Source organism: Leptotrichia sp. OH3620_COT-345 (assembly GCF_003932895.1).
In the GTDB taxonomy this organism is placed as follows: Bacteria; Fusobacteriota; Fusobacteriia; order Fusobacteriales; family Leptotrichiaceae; genus Pseudoleptotrichia.
Genome location: NZ_RQYW01000002.1, coordinates 76,071 through 95,781, shown reverse-complemented (window position 1 = coordinate 95,781; position 19,711 = coordinate 76,071). Strand labels below are relative to the sequence as shown.

At 30.7% G+C, this 19,711-nt stretch carries 19 protein-coding genes; 17 read left to right on the top strand and 2 right to left on the bottom strand.

The annotated features are described in order from the left end of the window. Window positions 1-98: 98 nt before the first annotated feature. The 17 genes from EII29_RS01665 to EII29_RS01585 all read left to right on the top strand — a co-directional run bounded on the left by EII29_RS01665 (window position 99) and on the right by EII29_RS01585 (window position 17,154). The gene (locus EII29_RS01665) at window positions 99-722 is read left to right on the top strand and encodes a DUF445 domain-containing protein (RefSeq protein ID WP_125235805.1); all 624 of its coding nucleotides are present in this window, start codon (window positions 99-101) and stop codon (window positions 720-722) included. A 13-nt stretch (window positions 723-735) separates the two neighbouring features. Next, entirely contained in the window at window positions 736-1,803 is a 1,068-nt protein-coding gene (ruvB, locus tag EII29_RS01660) for a Holliday junction branch migration DNA helicase RuvB (RefSeq protein ID WP_125235804.1), read from the top strand. A 21-nt stretch (window positions 1,804-1,824) separates the two neighbouring features. Beyond that, entirely contained in the window at window positions 1,825-2,532 is a 708-nt protein-coding gene (locus EII29_RS01655) for a 16S rRNA (uracil(1498)-N(3))-methyltransferase (protein WP_125235803.1), read from the top strand. Continuing rightward, on the top strand, window positions 2,519-3,883 hold the full coding sequence (gene mtaB, locus EII29_RS01650; protein WP_125235802.1) for a tRNA (N(6)-L-threonylcarbamoyladenosine(37)-C(2))-methylthiotransferase MtaB: 1,365 nt from the start codon (window positions 2,519-2,521) through the stop codon (window positions 3,881-3,883). Before EII29_RS01655 ends, mtaB begins: the two co-directional genes overlap by 14 nt. Beyond that, window positions 3,880-4,884, top strand: coding sequence for a LytR C-terminal domain-containing protein (locus EII29_RS01645; RefSeq protein ID WP_125235801.1), 1,005 nt, complete (start codon window positions 3,880-3,882; stop codon window positions 4,882-4,884). The genes mtaB and EII29_RS01645 overlap by 4 nt, the downstream gene beginning before the upstream one ends. Window positions 4,885-4,913: 29 nt before the next feature. Continuing rightward, window positions 4,914-5,258 carry a ribosome silencing factor gene (gene rsfS, locus EII29_RS01640; RefSeq protein ID WP_125235800.1) on the top strand — a complete coding sequence of 115 codons (345 nt, stop codon included), beginning with the start codon at window positions 4,914-4,916 and terminating at the stop codon, window positions 5,256-5,258. Window positions 5,259-5,283: 25 nt separating this feature from the next. Then, a complete protein-coding gene (gene mrdA, locus EII29_RS01635; RefSeq protein ID WP_125235799.1) occupies window positions 5,284-7,242 on the top strand; it encodes a penicillin-binding protein 2 in 1,959 nt (652 codons plus the stop codon). Between the two features lie 34 nt (window positions 7,243-7,276). Then, a complete protein-coding gene (locus tag EII29_RS01630) occupies window positions 7,277-9,145 on the top strand; it encodes a ribonuclease J (RefSeq protein WP_125235798.1) in 1,869 nt (622 codons plus the stop codon). Window position 9,146: 1 nt separating this feature from the next. Next, window positions 9,147-9,473, top strand: coding sequence for a YhbY family RNA-binding protein (locus EII29_RS01625; protein WP_125235797.1), 327 nt, complete (start codon window positions 9,147-9,149; stop codon window positions 9,471-9,473). Beyond that, window positions 9,470-9,931, top strand: coding sequence for a divergent PAP2 family protein (locus EII29_RS01620; protein WP_125235796.1), 462 nt, complete (start codon window positions 9,470-9,472; stop codon window positions 9,929-9,931). Before EII29_RS01625 ends, EII29_RS01620 begins: the two co-directional genes overlap by 4 nt. 118 nt (window positions 9,932-10,049) lie before the next feature. After that, complete coding sequence (locus EII29_RS01615) at window positions 10,050-10,787, top strand: TlyA family RNA methyltransferase (RefSeq protein ID WP_125235795.1); 738 nt, start codon at window positions 10,050-10,052, stop codon at window positions 10,785-10,787. A 19-nt stretch (window positions 10,788-10,806) separates the two neighbouring features. Continuing rightward, window positions 10,807-12,111, top strand: a complete 1,305-nt coding sequence (locus EII29_RS01610; protein WP_125235794.1) for a S41 family peptidase — start codon at window positions 10,807-10,809, stop codon at window positions 12,109-12,111. Window positions 12,112-12,127: 16 nt separating this feature from the next. After that, window positions 12,128-12,835, top strand: a complete 708-nt coding sequence (gene rsmI / locus EII29_RS01605; protein ID WP_125235793.1) for a 16S rRNA (cytidine(1402)-2'-O)-methyltransferase — start codon at window positions 12,128-12,130, stop codon at window positions 12,833-12,835. After that, complete coding sequence (gene ylqF / locus EII29_RS01600) at window positions 12,832-13,710, top strand: ribosome biogenesis GTPase YlqF (protein ID WP_125235792.1); 879 nt, start codon at window positions 12,832-12,834, stop codon at window positions 13,708-13,710. The genes rsmI and ylqF overlap by 4 nt, the downstream gene beginning before the upstream one ends. 27 nt (window positions 13,711-13,737) lie before the next feature. Then, window positions 13,738-14,994, top strand: coding sequence for a glycosyltransferase (locus EII29_RS01595; protein ID WP_125235791.1), 1,257 nt, complete (start codon window positions 13,738-13,740; stop codon window positions 14,992-14,994). Further along, window positions 14,888-15,919 carry a glycosyltransferase family 4 protein gene (locus EII29_RS01590; protein ID WP_233573222.1) on the top strand — a complete coding sequence of 344 codons (1,032 nt, stop codon included), beginning with the start codon at window positions 14,888-14,890 and terminating at the stop codon, window positions 15,917-15,919. Before EII29_RS01595 ends, EII29_RS01590 begins: the two co-directional genes overlap by 107 nt. 293 nt (window positions 15,920-16,212) lie before the next feature. Then, complete coding sequence (locus EII29_RS01585; RefSeq protein WP_125235790.1) at window positions 16,213-17,154, top strand: DUF6602 domain-containing protein; 942 nt, start codon at window positions 16,213-16,215, stop codon at window positions 17,152-17,154. A gap of 63 nt (window positions 17,155-17,217) precedes the next feature. Here EII29_RS01585 and EII29_RS01580 read toward each other — a convergent pair whose 3' ends face one another. Together EII29_RS01580 and EII29_RS01575 are read right to left on the bottom strand one after the other, a co-directional pair. After that, window positions 17,218-18,129 carry a hypothetical protein gene (locus EII29_RS01580; protein WP_125235789.1) on the bottom strand — a complete coding sequence of 304 codons (912 nt, stop codon included), beginning with the start codon at window positions 18,127-18,129 and terminating at the stop codon, window positions 17,218-17,220. Window positions 18,130-18,562: 433 nt separating this feature from the next. Next, entirely contained in the window at window positions 18,563-19,591 is a 1,029-nt protein-coding gene (locus EII29_RS01575; protein WP_158612444.1) for an endo alpha-1,4 polygalactosaminidase, read from the bottom strand. Window positions 19,592-19,711: the final 120 nt, after the last annotated feature.

Here is a 19,711-nt window from a genome sequence, read left to right as displayed (position 1 = left end):
AGGTAAATGTGCTATTATAGAATGCAACGGTAATTTTAAGTACTAAATATAAAATAAAAAAATGAAAATAAATGAAGTAAATTATGGAGGAAAGAAAATTGAAACATTTGGCAGTACAGTTTATAGTAATGGTATCTGTGGGAATTTTAATTGGTTGGTTTACAAACTATCTCGCAATAAAATTACTTTTCAGACCTTATAAAGAAGTAAATTTTCTATTTTTTAAAATACAGGGGCTTATTCCTAAAAGGAGAGATGAAATAACAGAAAATATTGCAGGGGTTGTAGAGCAGGAGCTTATTTCCGTATCTGATATAGCTGAAAGATTTAAAGGAAGTGAGCTGGACGAAGAAATAATAGATGAACTTGTGGATAAAATAATAGGGGTAAAGCTTCAAAATAGTATTCTTGAAAAAAATCCCCTGCTGAAAATGTTGGTAAATGATTCTTTAATGGAAAAATTGAAGTCATATTTTAAAAAATCGATTTTGGAAAATAAAGAAGAAATACTTGCGGAAATTTTAAGAGTAATGGAAGAAAAAATAGATTTTAAGGAAATTATGGTTGAAAAAATGACTAATTTTTCTTTAAATGAAATAGAAAATATAATATTAAAAATTTCTAAAAAAGAATTAAAACATATTGAAGTGATAGGTGGAATTTTGGGAGGAATTATAGCTGTATTCCAATTTTTTTTAATGTTACTGTTAAAACAGATTTAGTTGAGGAGAGTTAATGGAAAATGAAAGAATATTGGCCTCTGAAGAATTAGGTGAAGACAATATTCAGAAGACTTTACGACCTAAAACATTCAGTGAGTATATAGGTCAGGAAGATTTAAAAGAAAAAATGAATATTTTTATAAAAGCTGCAAAAATGAGAAATGAAGCAATGGATCATATACTTCTTTATGGACCTCCCGGATTGGGAAAGACTACTTTAGCCGGAGTTATTGCTACCGAAATGGGAGTCAATCTGAAAATAACTACAGGTCCGGTATTGGAAAAAGCGGGAGATTTGGCAGCTATTTTAACATCTCTTGAAGAAAATGATATTTTATTTATAGATGAAATTCACCGGCTTAATACATCTGTGGAAGAAGTTCTATATCCTGCAATGGAAGACGGAGAACTTGACATACTTATAGGAAAAGGACCGTCTGCGAGAAGTATAAGAATAGAACTGCCTAAATTTACTCTTATAGGAGCTACTACAAAAGCGGGACAGCTCAGTACACCCTTAAGAGACAGATTTGGAGTAACTCACAGAATGGAATATTACCGTTTGGATGAATTGAAAGAGATAATAAGGCGGGGAGCAAACATATTTCAGGTTTCCTATGAAGAAGACGGAATAACGGAAATAGCTAAAAGGAGCAGAGGAACACCGAGAATAGCGAACAGACTTTTTAAAAGGGCAAGGGATTACGCTCTTGTAGAAGGAAAAGGAATACTTGATAAAAAAAGTGTTGACGGAATCTTAAAGCTTCTCGGAGTAGATGGGAGCGGACTTGATGAGCTTGACAGGAACATACTGAAATCCATTATAAACGTTTATAATGGAGGTCCTGTGGGGATAGAAACACTTTCTCTTCTTCTTGGAGAAGATAAAAGGACAATAGAAGAAGTTTATGAGCCTTATCTTGTAAAAATAGGTTATATAAAAAGAACCCAGAGAGGACGTGTAGTTACTGAACATGGATACAGACATTTGGGATTGGAGAAAATCTTGGATAAAAAAACTGATAACAGAATAGAAGAGGGTTATGAAAATACACTGTTTGAAAAAGAAAAATCTGAATAAAATTAATCGAGGTGCATTAACTTGTTCACAGTTATAAGTGATAAGGAAAATATAAATGGAAATATTATTATAATAAACAACAGTTCAGATGTGAATCATATGCGGAATGTGTTCAGACTGGATATCGGAGATAATGTGAGGACAGTGGATGGAGAATTTGAATACATAACTGAAATAACAGAAATCTCGAAAAAGGAAGTAAAACTAAAAATAATAAAAAAAAATGAGGATAATTATTCGCTGAATGTTAACATAGATGCTGCAATCGGTATTTTGAAAAATGAAAAAATGAATATGGCAATAAAAAAACTGACTGAAATTGGAATAAATAAAATAATCCCTATTCAGACAGAGCGTGTAGTGGTAAAAATAAATCAGAAAAAGGAAAAATGGGATGTTATTGTAAAAGAAGCATTAAAACAGTGTAGAGGTGTAAAGTTTACAGAAATATCTCCTGTTACAGAGTTACAAAGCATAAACTATGAATTATATGATAGAATTTTTTACGCTTATGAAAAAAGTGATGAGTCTGTATCATTAGTTGAAGCAATAAATAAAAATGATAAAAATATTCTTTACATAATAGGTCCTGAAGGCGGAATAAGTCTTGAGGAGGCTGATTTTCTGAAAAAAACAGGAGCTGTGGAAATCAGTCTCGGAAAAAGAATACTGAGAGCGGAAACAGCGGCAATTGTCATAGGAGGGATATTGGCAAATGTCTATAAATGACGGAAATGTAGGAAACGAAAAAATAAAAAACATTGAAAATAATCCGGAAAAAACAGTGGCGTTTTATACTTTAGGCTGCAAAGTGAATCAGTATGAAACTGAAGTTATTAGAAAGGATTTTCTTGATAATAATTATAAAGAAGTGGAGTTTGATCAGAAAGCGGATATTTATATTGTGAACACATGTACAGTTACAAATGTGGCAGACAAGAAAAACAAGAAAATGTTGCGACGTGCAAAAAATACAAATCCTGATTCCATAGTTGTGGCAACAGGATGTTATGCTCAAACAAATCTTGATGATTTGAAAGAAATGAGGGAAATTGATTTTATAATCGGAAATTCAAAAAAAGAAAATGTTTTCAGTATAATAAGTAAAAATGTCTCTCACTATCAGGTAGACAATATATTTGATGAAAAAGAATACAGTTCAAAAAAATATACTGTATTAAGGGAAAAAGCGAGAGCTTTTGTAAAAATACAGGACGGTTGTACAAAATTTTGTTCTTATTGTAAAATACCCTATGCAAGGGGACTTAGTAGGTCAAGGGACGAAAAGAGCATTCTTGAAGAAATAAACTATCTCGGTGAACAGGGATATAAGGAAGTAGTATTGACAGGAATAAATATGAGTGAATACGGTCTCGATCTTGAGCCTAAAACCGATTTTGATACGATACTTGAAAAGATATTGGCAATAAAATCCGTAGAAAGGGTAAGAGTAAGCTCGGTTTATCCCGATACAATAACTGATAAGTTTCTGGATATGCTGAAAAACAATCCTAAACTTATGCCGCATCTTCATGTATCTGTACAGACACTTGATGACAAGATTCTACATTTGATGAGAAGAAATTACAAAGCCGATTTTGTAGTAAATGTGCTTGAAAAAGTAAAAAAAGAAGTTCCTGAAGTTTCTCTCACCGCAGACATAATCGTAGGATTTCCTCAGGAAGAAAAGGAAAACTTTGAAAATACGTTGAAAAATCTTGATTTACTTGGATTTTCAGATTTACATGTATTTCCTTATTCAGACAGAGAGAAAACTACAGCAATGCTCTTAGATGGGAAAATAGACTCTCAGGAAAAAAAAAGAAGAGTGAAAAAAGTTGAAGAACTGAATAATGTAAAGTATGCAGAATTCAGAAAAAAAACTATAGGATCAAAACAGAGAGTTTATATTGAAGAAATAGTTGAAGACAGAGCTTTTGGTTATACCGAAAATTATTTGAGAGTATTTATTAATCTGAAAAAGGAAGGAAAGAATCATCTGGAGATAAAAGTTTCGGATCTGGTAAATACTGAAATAATCAATTTTGACGGAATACTATTAGAAGGAGATATAATATGAAAAAGATTTTATTAGTAATGATAAGTTTACTGTTTTTTATTTCATGTTTTGAAAATACGGAAACTTTAAAAAGTGAAAACAGAATATTTCGAACAGGAGATAAATACTATGTCTACTATAATGGAAATACTTTTGAATTGCCTAAAGACTTATATTTGACAAAAACAAAAAAAGTAGAGCAGTATTTTACAACCGGAATACTTAAACAGCTGAATATAGGAGTGCTGAATAAAGCGGAACTGTTAAATGATCTGAATAAATATTTTCCTTCAGGAATAAAATATATAACTGAAAATGAACAACCTGTCGGAAGTGTTTCGATTCCTGTGACAACGGTGGGGAGTGAGAAACATGTGGACAGTATAAAGTTTGAAAAAATAATTGTTGCATTACCTCAAGGAAATGATAAGGGAAGAGCTGAAGAAGAAAAGGAAGAAACGGTTGTGAATATTAATCCTGAAGAAACACTGAAAGGGAAAAAGATAGAAGTGCTTAATGCCAATGGCATTGACGGATTTGCAAAAAATATCGGAGAAAAATTAAAAGCAAAATTTGGACTGGAATATAATGCCGAAAATTATACTAAGCCTGAAGTAATGAATTATGTTGTAGTCCGAAAACTTAATGAAACCGAAGTTGAAGCTATTGTCAGTGAGACAGGGTTGAAATATGTAAAAGTATTTGAAGATAATAATGTAAAACCTGAAGCGGATTTTATAATAATAACAGGAAATGATGCTCAGATAAATTTTCCTGTGGAAATATTAACTTTAGGGAATGAATCCGCAGTGTCAGAAAAAATACAGGGATATAAACCGAAAACAGTTAAAACGTCTGAATTTAAAGGGGAAAAGTTAGACAGTATAAATGATATAAAAGTTATTTATAATCCTGCAGATATTTATACCGCTAAGTTGATTGCAAAAAGTATCGGAGGAGGAGTAAAATTAATAGCTGATAATGAAATAAACGGTAAAATAACAGTTATATCAAAAAATTAAAAACGAAATTTCAATAAAAGGAAGGTAAAATGAAAGAAAGTAGCGAATTGCAGAAAGAAATCGCTTCAATTATATCTATAATTGAAGATAAGAAAGGTCAGGATATTAAAGTATTTGACATGCAGGGGAAATCTCCATTTTTTGATTACTCCATATTATGTACGGGAAGTTCTTCAAGAAATATTGAAGCTATAGCCAATGATATAAAAAAGAGTTCTGAAAATATAAGGAGTATAGAAGGTCTGGAGGAATGTAACTGGGTTCTTATAGATTTGGGAGATATAATAATAAGTATATTCAGTAAAGATGCCAGAGAGTATTATCAGCTGGATGAATTTTATGAAGGTGTGAACGAGGAAGGCAGTGTAATTTAGGGAACAGGGAGTAAAGAGAAAAATTATGAGAGAATTGGATAAAGAAGAGAAAAACCCCAGATACGTGACGTTCATATTGGCAGTAGGATTGATTTTTTCCATTTTGATAGCAAGACTTTTTTCACTTCAAATATTAAATGCATCGACTTATGAAGAGCGGGCATTGCAGAATAGGATAAGGACAAATATTATTAAGGCTACAAGAGGAGAAATATATGATAGAGAAGGGAGACTACTTGCTAAAAATACAACGGGATACAAGCTTATACACATTGATACTAAACAGTTATCAAGCAGTGATATAGCACTTCTTAGGGAAATTCAGAGTTATGATAAAGAGCGTATAGAAGAAAGACTTTCTCGCGAAAAAAAACAGAGAGCTCAAAAAATAAGAGAAACAATAGAAGACATACAGAAAATAAATGAAATAACAGGATATACAATTGACTATATTATAACAAGATTTAACAAACAACCCCGTATGGGAACCGATAAGGTTATTCTTGTTATAGAAGATTTAGATAAGAATATTGCATTAAAAGCGATAGAAAAAATAAAAAATAACAGAATAGATATAGTTGAATATAATAAGCGATACTATCCTGAAGATAGTATCGCTTCGCATGCAATAGGAAATGTAAAGCCTATAAGTGAGAAAGAGTATAACGAATTGAAAAAAGAAGGGTATCAGAACGATGATCTTATCGGGAAAAAAGGTGTAGAAAAAGAATACGACAAACAGATGAAAGGTCAGGATGGAGTAGAAGAAGTTGAAGTCGATGTTCACGGTAATGTAATAAAGAAAATAAAAGACATTTCCAGTGTTACAGGAAAAAGTATATATTTATCAATTGATTTGGATTTACAGAAGCATATGACAAATGCTTTTGCAGGGAAAAGCGGAGTATTTATTGCTATGGAGGCAAAGACGGGGAAAATCATAACATTCGTAAGCAATCCTGAAATAAGCCTGAATCTTCTCAGTTCAAGAATTCCGGATGATCAATGGAATGAGCTTGTTAATTCTAAAGCAAAACCTCTTGTAAATAAAGGTATTGCAGGACTGTATCCTCCGGGCTCCACTTTTAAAGCTATAACAGGTATCGGAATACTGGAATCAGGAATATCTCCTTATGATACTGTAATGTCTACAGGACAGTATAAGTTCGGAAAACTTATTTTTAGAGATTCAAGCAGTCGGGGATACGGAATTACGAATTTTAATAAATCAATAGAGTATTCCGTAAACACGTATTATTATATTTTTTCCCAGAGGGCAGGAAAAGATAACATAATAAAATATGCAAAGGAATTCGGAGTAGGAGAGAAAACAGGAATAGATATTCCCGGAGAACAGGCAGGAGTATTGCCTACACCTGAATGGAAAAAGAAAAGGTTTAAAAAGAAACAGGAACAGGTATGGTTACCCGGGGACCTTATAAATATGTCGATCGGTCAGGGTTATGTTTTGATGACCCCTATACAGGTGGCTTCATCTTATCAGATTATAGCTAATAACGGTGTTATGATGAAACCTACTATTGTGGATAAATTTGTCTCTTATGACGGAAAAGTTGAAATAAATGAGCCTAAAATATCAAGAAAAGCAAATGTAAGTGAGAAAAATCTGAAACTTATGCAGAATGCCTTGAAGCTTCCTGTAAACTCGCATGGAGGAACGGCAAGAATATTGTATATACCTAATTATCCTGTTTCAGCTAAAACAGGAACTGCACAGAATACAGGATTTAGAGATCATCATTCATGGATAGCAGGATATTTCCCGTCAGATAATCCTGAGATAGTTTTTGTGTCTATAGTAGAAGGTGCAGGATACGGAGGAATAGTGTCAGGACAGATGGCAAGGACATTTATAGAAAGATACCGGGACAAGTATGAACTGAAAAAGAATATTTCATTAAATGCAAAAGAAGAAAATATCGGCGGGACAACAGGGAAAAAAAGAAAAAGAAGAAAAAGATAAAAATAATATTAAATAAAGAAAAGGAGGTCGTTGAATGTCGGAAAAAGAAAATAAAAAAGGAAATGAAAAAGCAGATTATCCTTTTAAAAGAGATTATTCAAGAAGTCTACTGAATAAAACAAGAACAAAAATTCAGAACAGTGGACAGAATTATGAAGGGCGTTTAAACGAAACAAATAATTCACAATTTTTCCCGGATAAGACAGACGGGATAAATGCGAAAAATGAAAGTAAAAAAAGAGAAGAAAAAATGTATATTATTCCTTTAGGAGGAGTAGAGGAAATAGGAAAAAACATGACTGCATTTCAATATAAAGATGAAATAATTATAGTAGATGCGGGTCTTACTTTTCCTGAAGATGAACATTTGGGAATAGATGTCATAATTCCGGACTTTTCATATTTGGAAAGCAACAGGGAAAAAATAAAGGGTCTTCTTTTAACTCACGGGCATGAAGACCATATAGGAGCGATTCCTTATTTGTACCAAAAACTCGGTACAGAAGATATTCCCATGTATGGAGGAAGGCTGACATTGGAGTTGGCAAAAGCAAAATTTGAAAAGAAAGATGCAAAACTTCCCAAAGAAAAAATAATAAAAGGAAGAAGTATACTGAAAATCTCAAAATATTTCACAGTGGAATTTATAAGCGTGACACATAGTATAGCGGATTGTTATGCTATATGTATAAAAACTCCTGCAGCTACTGTAATACATTCAGGGGATTTTAAAGTAGATTTAACTCCTGTGGACGGAGAAGGATTTGATTTTGGAAGATTTGCACAGCTGGGAGAAGAAGGTGTGGATCTTTTGCTTTCAGACAGTACAAATGCTCAAATACCCGGATTTACATTGTCGGAGAGAACTGTCGGAGAAAGTTTAAAAGAAGAATTTGCAAAGGCAAACGGTAGAATAATACTTGCAGCTTTTGCATCGCATGTACATAGATTACAACAGATAATATATATAGCTGAAAAAAATAATAGAAAAATAGCCATTGACGGAAGAAGTATGGTAAAAATATTTGAAATATGTTCAAACTTGGGATATCTAAAAATACCGAAAGGGATAATGATAGATATAGATAAAGTTGAAACACTGCCTGCAAATAAAGTGCTTATTTTATGTACAGGAACTCAGGGAGAACCCCTTGCAGCACTGTCAAGGATAGCTAACGGATCACATAAATATATTTCTTTAAGAGAAGGAGATACGGTAGTAATATCTGCAAGTCCTATACCGGGAAACGAAAAAGCTGCGTATAAGAATATAAATCAGTTACTGAAAAGGCATGCGAATGTAGTATTTGAAAAAGGAATAGGAATACATGTTTCAGGACACGGGTGTCAGGAAGAACAAAAATTATTGATAAACCTTGTAAAACCTAAGTTTTTTATGCCTGTTCATGGAGAATATGTAATGCTTAAAAAACATAAGGAATCTGCAGAATCGGTAGGTTTATCACCACAGAACATAATACTTGCGGAAAACGGAATGAAAATTGAGCTGTCAAAGACAAGTTTCAAATCTGTAGGGAAAGTACCGAGCGGGGTTACATTAATAGACGGTTTCGGCATAGGAGATATAGGGAATGCAGTGCTGAAAGATAGACAGAATCTGGCTGATGACGGAATTGTCATAATATCAGTTTCCCAATATAAAACAGGGAATTTCAATAAACAGATAGAGCTTGTAACAAGGGGATTTGTATATAATAAAGATGCGGAAAGTTTATTGTCCGAAACGAAAGAGCTTATAAAACTTGAGCTTGAAAATATGGAAACTCAGGGAATTAAAGAAATAGGTAAAATAAAACAGAGATTAAGAATTAAAGTGGGAGAATTTTTAAATAAAAAAACAGATAGGGAACCGATAATTCTTCCTATAATAATGGAGGTTTAAAATGAATCTTTCCAGTAAGGAGAGAGCTTTTCTAAAAAAAATTACACATGGGTTAGAGCCTGTAGTAAGAATAGGAAAAGACGGAATAGATGATAATGTAATAGAAAGCATGGCAAGTGTTGTAAAAAAAAGAGAATTAATAAAAGTAAAAGTATTACAGAATTCAGATGTGGAAATAGGAAGAGAGCTGGGGAACGAACTGGCTTTTAGGACAAAATCCTTTTTTGTAGACAGTATAGGTAAAATAATGATTTTTTTCAAACCTAATAATAAAGATGGAAAAATAACTAAAGACTTTAATGAGTTTAAAAAGAAAGGTAAAAAATGAGTAACGGGATATTATTTGGAAACAGACTTCTTGATGTTGCCGCAATTTCGTGTTTTTCAGCCCAGTTTTATAAAGTATTTTATCCTTTGCTGAAAAAGGAAAGAATACAGTGGATTAGAATGTTTCAGACAGGAGGTATGCCCAGTTCACATGCTTCCACTGTAGTATCTTTGGCGACGGGAGTATTTCTTCTGAAAGGGGCGGCTTCTCTTGAATTTGCAATAGCCATGGTATTTTCCGGAATAGTTCTGTATGATGCTACCGGAGTAAGAAGACAGGCGGGGAAACATGCGAAAGCTCTAAATACCCTTGTAGACAGTATAGAAAAAAGAGACGGAATTGAAATAATAAGTGAAGAATTTAAAGAATTTTTAGGGCATACTCCTCTTGAAGTATTTTGGGGAAGTATTCTTGGAATTATTATAGGATTGCTGTTTAAATCCTATATATTAGGATAAATAATAGTTATCCATAGTTTTAATAATGTAAAATAAATGAAAAAATAAGAAATATATTTTATTATTTAAAATGCAGAAGCTATTAACATCAGAATCATTTAAAAATAGAGGATAAAGCATGAAAAAAAGGTTGGACTTAATTCTTGTGGAACGTGGAATTTTTGAAACAAGGGAAAAAGCCAGAAGAGAAATAATGGCGGGAAATGTTATTATAAATGAACAGGCTGTAACTAAAGCAGGGACAAATTTCAAAGATAATGATGAACTTATAATAAGAATAAAAAACAGACTTAAATATGTAAGTCGTGGAGGATTGAAACTTGAAAAAGCTATAGAAATATGGAAACTTGATTTTTCAGGGAAAACAGTACTTGATGTAGGAGCATCTACAGGAGGATTTACAGACTGTGTATTACAGAATGGAGCAGAAAAAGTTTACAGTGTAGATGTAGGGACAAATCAGCTTGACTGGAAACTGAGAAATAATGAAAAAGTTGTTTCAATTGAAAATACTCATATAAAGGAGCTTCAATCTGAAAGTTTGGGAAATGGAAAAGTTGATTTCATAGTTATAGATGTGTCGTTTATTTCATTAACAAAAGTAATTCCTCATCTCGGTAAATTTTTAAATGATAATGCAGGTATTATTATGCTTATAAAACCTCAATTTGAAGTAGGAAAGGAAAAAATAAGCAGAAACGGTGTTGTAACTGATGAGCGGTATCATGATGAAGTAATAAAAAAAATTATTTCCTTTATAAAAGAAAATAATTATAAATTAATAGGTGTGGAAGAATCACCAATAAAGGGAACTAAAGGAAATAAAGAGTTTTTAATGTACATTGTGATGAATTAATCAAATTAGGAGGAAATTAATGAAAAAAAATAAACTGTTATACTTCATATCGGGACTTGTATTAATAAGTATACCCGTGTTTTGTGCATCAACAATAATAAAATCTGCAAGAAATGAAAAAAACAGCAGTGCGAATTACAGTAGAGATACAGCTGAATTGAGCAGAATAGTTGATGTAATAAATATTATAGACAGTAAATTTGTAGGAAAAGAAACACCTAATAAAGACGAGCTTTATAAAGCTGCCGTATCCGGAGTGATAAATAAACTGAATGATCCTTATTCAGAATATTTGTCCCAAGAGGATCTGAAAAATTTTGCCGAAGATTTGGAAGGGGAATATGTAGGTGTAGGAATGAGTATTCAAAAGAAAAAGGGGGAGGTTCTTGAAGTAACTTCACCTTTCATAGGAAGTCCGGCAGAAAAAGTGGGAATAAAAATAGGAGATAAAATTACAAAAGTTAATGACAAGGATATATTACCTCTTACTGCCAATGAAACTGTAAAATTGCTGAAAGGTAAAGAAGGAACTAAAGTTAGTGTTGAGATTATAAGGGCAGGAAGGAAGGAACCTTTAAAAGTTACTATGACAAGGGCGAAAATAAAACTTGAAGTAGTTGAAAGTAAAATGATGGAAAACGGTATAGGTTATGTGAGTCTTCTGAGATTCGGCAATCATGTGGGAGATGAAGTTCAGAAAGCTATTGAGAATCTCCAAAAGCAGGGTATGAAAGGGCTTATACTGGATTTAAGACTGAATCCGGGGGGATCTTTGCAAGAAGCACAGGATATATCATCATTGTTCTTAAAAGAAAATCTTATAGTTTCATTGAAATATAAAGACGGTCAGGAAAAAAAATATAACAGGACAATAAAATATTTAGGAGATTTTCCTTTAGTAGTCCTTGTAAATAAAGGAAGTGCTTCGGCATCTGAAATAGTTACGGGAGCGATTAAAGACTATAAAAGGGGGACTGTAATAGGAGAAAAGACGTTCGGAAAAGGAATTGTCCAGCAGATATTACCTTTGAAAACAGGAGATGCAATTAAACTGACTATTGCACAATACTTTACTCCTAAAGGAAATTATATACATGAAAAAGGTATAGAGCCTGATATAAAAGTTCCGATGGAAGAGCTTCTTACATTAAAAGGATATACAAATGATTCTGAACAAGCCAGAAAGAATAGAGAAAAGGAAATAGAAGATATCCTTATAAAGGAAAAGGGAGCTGAAGAAGCTAAAAAGATTATAACAGCAGGGGATGTCCAACTGAAAAGAGCAATAGAAGAAATGAATAAAAAGTTACAAAATAAAAAATAAAATAGTAGGAGAATATATGCTTTATGTTATCGGTACACCTATAGGTAATCTTGAGGATATTACATTCAGAGCAGTACGGCTTTTAAAAGAAGTTGATTATATATTTGCAGAAGATACTAGAGTGACAAAAAAACTGCTTAATCATTATGAAATAGAAAAAACGGTTTATCAATATCATGAGCATAATAAAATTCATCAAATTGGAAATATACTAAATTTATTGAAAAATAATAAGAAAATTGCTTTGGTAACTGATGCGGGAACACCCTGCATTTCGGATCCGGGTTTTGAAGTTGTAAATGAAGCATTAAAAGAAAATATAAAAGTGACTGCTATACCCGGGCCTTCCTCAATAGTAACAGGAGGAAGCATTTCCGGTCTGGATATGAGAAGAATGGCATATGAAGGCTTTCTTCCTAAAAAAAAGGGAAGGCAGACACTTTTCAATAAGTTGAAGAATGAAGAACGTATGATAGTCATACTTGAATCTCCCAACAGGATATTGAGAACTCTGAAAGATATAAAAGAGTATCTTGGAGAAAGATATGTTGTAATAACAAGAGAATTAACAAAAGTATATGAAGAAGTCATTAGAGGAGAAGTTTCCGAAATTATAAAAAAATTAGAAAAGAAACCTGTCAAAGGTGAGATAGTATTGTTTATAAGAGCTTTGAATGATGACGGAATATATTTGAAAAAAGAAGCAAAGGGAGAAGAGGAATGAGTATAAACTGGTATCCGGGTCATATGAAAAAGACTAAAGATATAATAGCCCAAAATCTAAAAATAATAGATCTGGTTATTGAAATACTTGATGCAAGAATACCGTTATCAAGTAAAAATCCTGATATATCAATATTGGCTAAAAATAAACAGAAAATAGTTGTACTGAATAAAGTGGATCTTGTTGATACGAAAGATTTGAAAAAATGGGAGGAATATTTTCTTGAAAATAAAGTATCTGATTATTTTGTTGCTCTCAGTGTGGAAAAAGGGACAAATTTTAATGAATTGAGAAAAATAACGGATAAAGTTTATACGGATAAACTGGAGAAAATGAAAAAGAAAGGGTTAAGAAAAACTGAAGTAAGGACAATGATAGTCGGAATTCCGAATGTGGGAAAGTCAAAATTCATTAACAAATTTGTAAATAAGAATAAGGCAAGAGTAGGGAATACTCCGGGATTTACAAGAGGAAAACAATGGATTAAAATAGATGACAGACTCGAGCTTCTTGATACTCCGGGAATTTTATGGCCGAAGTTTGAAGATGAAAATACAGCATATAATCTTGCAATAACAGGCTCTATAAAAGATAATATACTTCCTCTTGAAGACGTAATGATGAAATTTCTTGATAAATTAAAAAAACTGGATAAAATAGGAAATTTATTAGAAGTGTACAATCTTCAAGAATATGCCGACAGAGAAAATATAAAAGAATTTGAAAATTATAAAATAATTGAAATACTTGAAAAAAGACTGGGCATTTCAAAAAATGAGGAATATAACTATGAAATAATATCCAGAAGAATTTTAAAAGATTATAGAAGTGGAAAAATAGGGAAATTTTTTCTGGAACTTCCCGAAACAATTTAGGGAATTTTTGATACAAAAGGAGAAAATATGAGAGTAGGAATATTTACTGACACTTACAGACCACAGGTCAACGGTGTTGTAAGCTCTATACTGACATTGGAGAAAGAATTAAGAAAAAAAGGTCACAAAGTTTATATTATAACTACTACAGACCCTGATGCACCTACAGTGGAGCCTAATGTACTGAGAGTACCGAGTCTGGAATTTAAACCTTTACCTCAGTATAGGCTTGGAATGCTGTATTCATCAAGAATAATAAAAAAAATAAAAAGATTGGAACTTGATATAATACATTCACAGACTGAATGGGGAGTAGGGACATTTGCAAGATTTGCAGCAATAAATCTTGAAATCCCTCTTGTCCACACATATCATACTCTTTATGAATATTATACACATTATATAACTAAAGGGCATTTTACAGTGCCTGCTAAAAAGCTTGCGGCAGCAATAAGTAAATTTTATTGTGAAAAATGTAATGAACTTATAGTACCTACAAGAAAAGTGGAAGATATACTTTATTCATATGATGTGGATAAAAATATGAATATAATTCCTACAGGAATAGAATTGGATAAATTTTATAGAGAAAATTATACTGATGAAGAAATAAAATTTATGAGGGAAAGTTTTGGAGTACAGGATAGTGACTTTCTTTGTGTATATATAGGAAGAATAGCAAAAGAAAAAAGTCTTGATGTATTAATTGATATGTTTTCAAAAATAAGTGAAGAAGAATTTAAGTTTATGATAGTAGGTAGGGGACCTATAGTTGATGAGCTTAAAACTCAGGCTCAAAAACTCGGAATAAATGACAGAGTAATTTTTGCAGGAGAAGTTCCTCATGATAAAGTTCCTGTTTATTATCAAATAGGAGATGTATTTTTAAATGCCAGTATTTCTGAAACTCAGGGGCTGACATTTATAGAAGCTATGGCTGCAAAGACACCTGTAAATGCAAGATATGACTTGAATTTAGAAGATTTACTTGTAAAAAACGAGGCAGGTCTCGTTTATAAAAATGAAGAGGAATTTATAAATAATATAAGGTTGCTGAAAGAAAATAAAGAATTTAGAGAGAAAATAATACAAAATGCTTATAATGTATCTCAAAATTTCACTGCAGAAAAATTTGGTGAAAGAGTAGAAGAAGTGTATAAAAAAACAATAAAGGAGTATGATAGTCGTGAAAGTTTTACTATTTTCAGAGGGAAAAAATACATTCAGCAGATCAGGCGTTGGGCAAGCATTAAATCATCAGGTAGAAGCCCTTGGAGCAAATAATGTGGAATTTACTTTAAATCCTGATGAAGACTATGATATTGTTCACATAAACACACTGGGAATAAAATCATGGAGAGTATTAAAAAAAGCAAAGAAAAAGAAAAAGCCGGTAATATATCATACACATACAACTTATGAAGATTTTAAAGGAAGTGTAAAGGGAAGTAATCAGTTAGCACCTATAATAAGATTCTGGGCGAAAAAATCATACAATGGTGCTGATTATCTTATATCGCCTACAGAATATACAAAAAATCTTATAACTGAAAAGTATTTGAATAAAGAAAAAGAAATAAGAGTAATATCCAATGGAGTAAATATAGAAAAAATAAAAAAAGATGAAGAATTGAAAAAAAATTTCCTGAAAAAGCATAAAATAAATAAGCCGCTTATAATAACTGCAGGTCTTCCTTTTGAAAGAAAAGGGATAAAAGATTTTGTAAAAATAGTTGAAAGATGCAGTGATTACCAATTTTTATGGTTCGGTTCATCAAGTATAAAGTCTATGCTTCCGAAAAAAATACAGAAAATAATAGAAAATCCTCCTAAAAATCTTATTTTTCCCGGATATGTTGAAAAGGAAGAGCTTATAGGAGCATTCGGTGCGGCAAAATTATTTCTTTTTATGACTTATGAGGAAAATGAAGGAATAGTAGTTTTGGAAGCTCTTTCAGCTAAACTTCCTTTAGTTGTAAGGGATATACCTGTTTATGAAAATTGGCTTCAGGACGGAATAAACTGCTTTAAAGCCCGGAATAATGACGAGTTTTATAAAAAAATGGTAAGTATAGTAAACGAAAAAGTGGAAAATATAAATGAAATAATAGAAAACGGATATAAAATTGCAAAAGAGAGAGATTTAAAAAAAATAGGAGCAAAGTATAAGGAATATTATGAATATATACTAGAAAATAAAAATATATAATTTATAGATAGAAGAGTCGAAATATAAAGAATAAACGTATATTTTCGACTCTTTTTTCATATTTTTCATAAAAATATTTTTTATTGTATTTTAAATGTTAATAACGTGTAAACGAAAAGAATATATATTTGAAACAATTAGTTAAATAATTATTTTTTGTTTTAAGTATATAAAATTTAAATGTAGTACAAAATTAGGATAAATAATTTTATTATGAGGTATAATTATTATGAAGATATAAAAAAATAAATGAACTGTTAAAAAATATTAAAAATTATAAGGAGGAATTATTTATGGTAGAAGAAAGAGTACATTTAAAAAATATTATTGCAAATTATAAAAACTGGGAAAAAGAATTAGTAACACAGTTGACTTATGAGTGGAAATCACATGGTTCAACAATCGGAGAAAATCGTGAGGAAGTATGGAAATCCTTATTTGAAAGAATTATTCCTAAAAAATTTCATATTGCAAGAAGTGTGTTTATTATTGACTCAAAACGTAACTGTTCAAGGGAAGTAGATTTGGCTATTTATGATGAGCAGTATACCCCGTACATTTTTAATTACGGCGTTTTAAAATTTGTTCCTATTGAAGCTGTTGCAGCAGTTATCGAATGTAAAAGTTCAGGAATAAAAAAGGAAAAGATTAAAGACTGGTTGGACAGTTTTAAAGATCTGAAAACTTCACAGGAAGCTTCCGTTCGTATTGCAGGGCGTATCCATCATGGAAATGATAAAATTAATTCTACAAAGGCTTTTATTAATACACAAACAGAAACAAGACCTATCAAAATATTATGCCGTACTTCAAAAATAAAGGAGTGTTTTGATGGATTTGATATTACAATGGGTACGAAAAAAAATAAAGAAAAATTACAAATTATATTTGATTCAAAAAATGAGAATTTAATGGAATGGTATTTAAAATTGAATCACAATGAAGATACAAAAAAAGATATTGAAAAAGAAATAATTGAAAAGAAAAATATTGAAGAAGGGACTGCTTTAAATTCTATTATAAAATTAAAAGATTACTTCTTAAATAATAACAGTCATAATAAGTATGCCGTTTTTGATAAAGGAGATAAAATACCTTTATTGTCATTTATTTTTGAGTTTAATCAGTTACTGATGCTTATTAATAATCCGATTTTTTTTCCTCATAGAGCATATGTAAACATGTTTAATGATTTTTTAAAAGAAAATGCTGATAAAGAAAAAAATAAGAAATAGAATTTCATATAAATAAAAAGGGGATTAATTTCCCCTTTTTATTTTTTCAGAATATTTCTTAAATTAATTTTTTCTTTCTTTTTTCTCTTTATAATACTTACTGGAAGGAGTAACCGTACTTGTAGTAGGAACGTAAATTACCGTTTCTCCCGTTCGCAGCTTAACTTTTTTTAAATACTCTTCAGACTGCTTTTGGAGTTTTTCCAATTCCTCTTCATAAAGGGAATAGATTTTAAGATTTCTTTTTTCTCCCAATCTAAAAAGCTTTGATGACACAATACCGTCAAATTTAAAGATAGGATTTTTAATATAATTAGAGTCTGAAGCCATTCTGAATGTCTTATACAGATTATTTATTTCAGATACAGTTTCATCTTTTAATCTCGAATTGGCTTTTAATATATTATAATGAGAATCTTGAAGTTTTTTTATTAAGTTTTCATCTAATTTTTCCTGACTGTTTTCTGTGACATTTAACTCGTCAACAGCCATCTTCCTATCAATAGTTGAATCAGTTTCCTCACTTTTAAAAATAACATGGGAAAATTTGTCGAAAGTTTCTATAGCTTCATACTTAGAGCCCATAATATATATAAATTGTTTCAGAAGATGTTGTATTTCCTCATCTGAAGCATTTTCAGGAACAGGATTAAGCTTTTCCAGTTCTTTTATAACCATTTTTTCCCATATTTTTTCATTTTCATTTTTATCTACAGAATAGTAATTTTCATCTTGAGTATGGACTATTCCACCCGGTTGATTTATAATTATTTTATATTTATATTCCAAAGATGGAAGATTACGATTTATTTTATTACTTTTTTTTGATATTTCCTCACTTATGTATTTTTGATTTTGAAATTCAAGCTTGCTTGTTTTTATTTTACTTTTTTCGTTAAAACATCCCAATAAAAAAAATATAAAAAAGATAACTTCTAACAATTTTAAAAACTTTTTTCTAAATAACTTTTTCACTTTTTCACTTCCTTTAAAATTATTTATTGAATTTTTTATAACATTTTAATTTAATTAAAAACTCCTTATTTTATTTATTTTTAAAAGAGTATATAATTAGGCAGGCGGTAAATTTGTGAGATAAAATAGCTGTTTTATAAGTTAAATATAATTTTCTGATGAAATCTGTAAAATTATTCTAGAATTGGAGTACAGGAAAATATTGGAAAATCATATAAAAATAAAAGTTCTTTATGTTCTTACAAAATTTATGTTATATTCAGTTTAATTTTAAAGAATTTTTCCTGTATGACATGCAATAGATAATATAACTGTCAACACCATAAATCAAAAATAATTCCATAACTGTAAATAATATATTTTAAAAATTATAATTTTATGTATTTTTAAGCTCTATGAGTCAGTTATAAACCGACTCATAGATATTTGAAAATTAGTCAGGAATTTTTTTCCCCTTCTCTGCTTTATCCTGAAAATAATAATAAGAATCCACCGTATCAAGAAGATAGCCATCTACACCTATTGCATCGAGTTTTTTCTGGTATCCTTTTACAATATTTTTCCATTCAGATCTCCAGTATTTCACTACATAATTTCCTTTCCAGTCAGGATTTTCGCCAACAATCCATTCAGGTCTTTTTTTACTCCATGATTTATTCCAATAACTTCTATAATCTTCAGCTTCTCCTATGCTAAAATAGGCGATTACTATTCTTTTTCCACCGTTCTTTTTTGTTTTCAGCTGTTCCGTCTGCTCTTTTGTAAAAAATATCCCATTATGGGAAGGTTCTATGAGCAGTAGATCATAATCCGTATTTTTCAGATATTCAAAATATTCGTTAATATCCTTAAAGTTTTCAGGATTTAAAAGACATAAGAAATTTTTGACCTGATTTAATGAAGTAATATTGCCGGTATTATATCCTCTGACAGGAGAATATATATTTTTAGCTTCAAAGTTAGGCAATATTTCACTTATAAATCCTGTTTTTATATCTTCCTTAATAAGAAAATCTTTTTTTGTCTGCCCTTTTCCATAATTAATAACAAAGACAGGTTTTCCGGCTTTTCTTACAGGAATAGCGAGGTTCAGTAATTCATTTTTCAGTTTTTTTGAAGTAGGAATGTTGAATTTTAACACATCCCCATAATATAGAGATTCTTGTGTAGTTCCATTAGTAACATTAAAAAAATTCATATCAATTTTTCCGTTACTGAAGTATAGTTCATTTCCGTTCTGTGTAATAATGATTCTGTTTTTTTCTGTATTGTTACGTATCTCCCTTATAAAATTCTTCATTCTGTTACGATATATTTCTTCGGGAATTTCTTTAGCAGAATCCTGCACGAAGGTTTCCTTTTTTGTTTCTTCTTTTTTTAAAGATATTTCCTTTGAAGGATTTTCCTTTGAAAAACATGAGATACAGAATACAAAAATCAGTAAAAATATATATTTTTTCATATAGTACAGTTCCTTTCAAAAATATTACTTAATAAGAAATTTAGTTTTTTATATTTTCTTGTTGCATAATAATAGAAAATATTTGAAAATAAGATTATATTTTTTATTTTGAGTTAAAAT

Bases quoted from the DNA above. Each gene is read 5' to 3' on its own strand.
- EII29_RS01575 (WP_158612444.1), bottom strand. From the start codon at position 19,591: ATGAAAAAATATATATTTTTACTGATTTTTGTATTCTGTATCTCATGT.
- EII29_RS01595 (WP_125235791.1), top strand. From the start codon at position 13,738: ATGAGAGTAGGAATATTTACTGACACTTACAGACCACAGGTCAACGGT.
- mtaB (WP_125235802.1), top strand. From the start codon at position 2,519: ATGTCTATAAATGACGGAAATGTAGGAAACGAAAAAATAAAAAACATT.
- mrdA (WP_125235799.1), top strand. From the start codon at position 5,284: ATGAGAGAATTGGATAAAGAAGAGAAAAACCCCAGATACGTGACGTTC.
- ruvB (WP_125235804.1), top strand. From the start codon at position 736: ATGGAAAATGAAAGAATATTGGCCTCTGAAGAATTAGGTGAAGACAAT.
- EII29_RS01590 (WP_233573222.1), top strand. From the start codon at position 14,888: ATGATAGTCGTGAAAGTTTTACTATTTTCAGAGGGAAAAAATACATTC.
- EII29_RS01630 (WP_125235798.1), top strand. From the start codon at position 7,277: ATGTCGGAAAAAGAAAATAAAAAAGGAAATGAAAAAGCAGATTATCCT.
- EII29_RS01620 (WP_125235796.1), top strand. From the start codon at position 9,470: ATGAGTAACGGGATATTATTTGGAAACAGACTTCTTGATGTTGCCGCA.
- ylqF (WP_125235792.1), top strand. From the start codon at position 12,832: ATGAGTATAAACTGGTATCCGGGTCATATGAAAAAGACTAAAGATATA.
- EII29_RS01625 (WP_125235797.1), top strand. From the start codon at position 9,147: ATGAATCTTTCCAGTAAGGAGAGAGCTTTTCTAAAAAAAATTACACAT.
- EII29_RS01615 (WP_125235795.1), top strand. From the start codon at position 10,050: ATGAAAAAAAGGTTGGACTTAATTCTTGTGGAACGTGGAATTTTTGAA.
- rsmI (WP_125235793.1), top strand. From the start codon at position 12,128: ATGCTTTATGTTATCGGTACACCTATAGGTAATCTTGAGGATATTACA.
- EII29_RS01585 (WP_125235790.1), top strand. From the start codon at position 16,213: ATGGTAGAAGAAAGAGTACATTTAAAAAATATTATTGCAAATTATAAA.
- EII29_RS01610 (WP_125235794.1), top strand. From the start codon at position 10,807: ATGAAAAAAAATAAACTGTTATACTTCATATCGGGACTTGTATTAATA.
- EII29_RS01645 (WP_125235801.1), top strand. From the start codon at position 3,880: ATGAAAAAGATTTTATTAGTAATGATAAGTTTACTGTTTTTTATTTCA.
- rsfS (WP_125235800.1), top strand. From the start codon at position 4,914: ATGAAAGAAAGTAGCGAATTGCAGAAAGAAATCGCTTCAATTATATCT.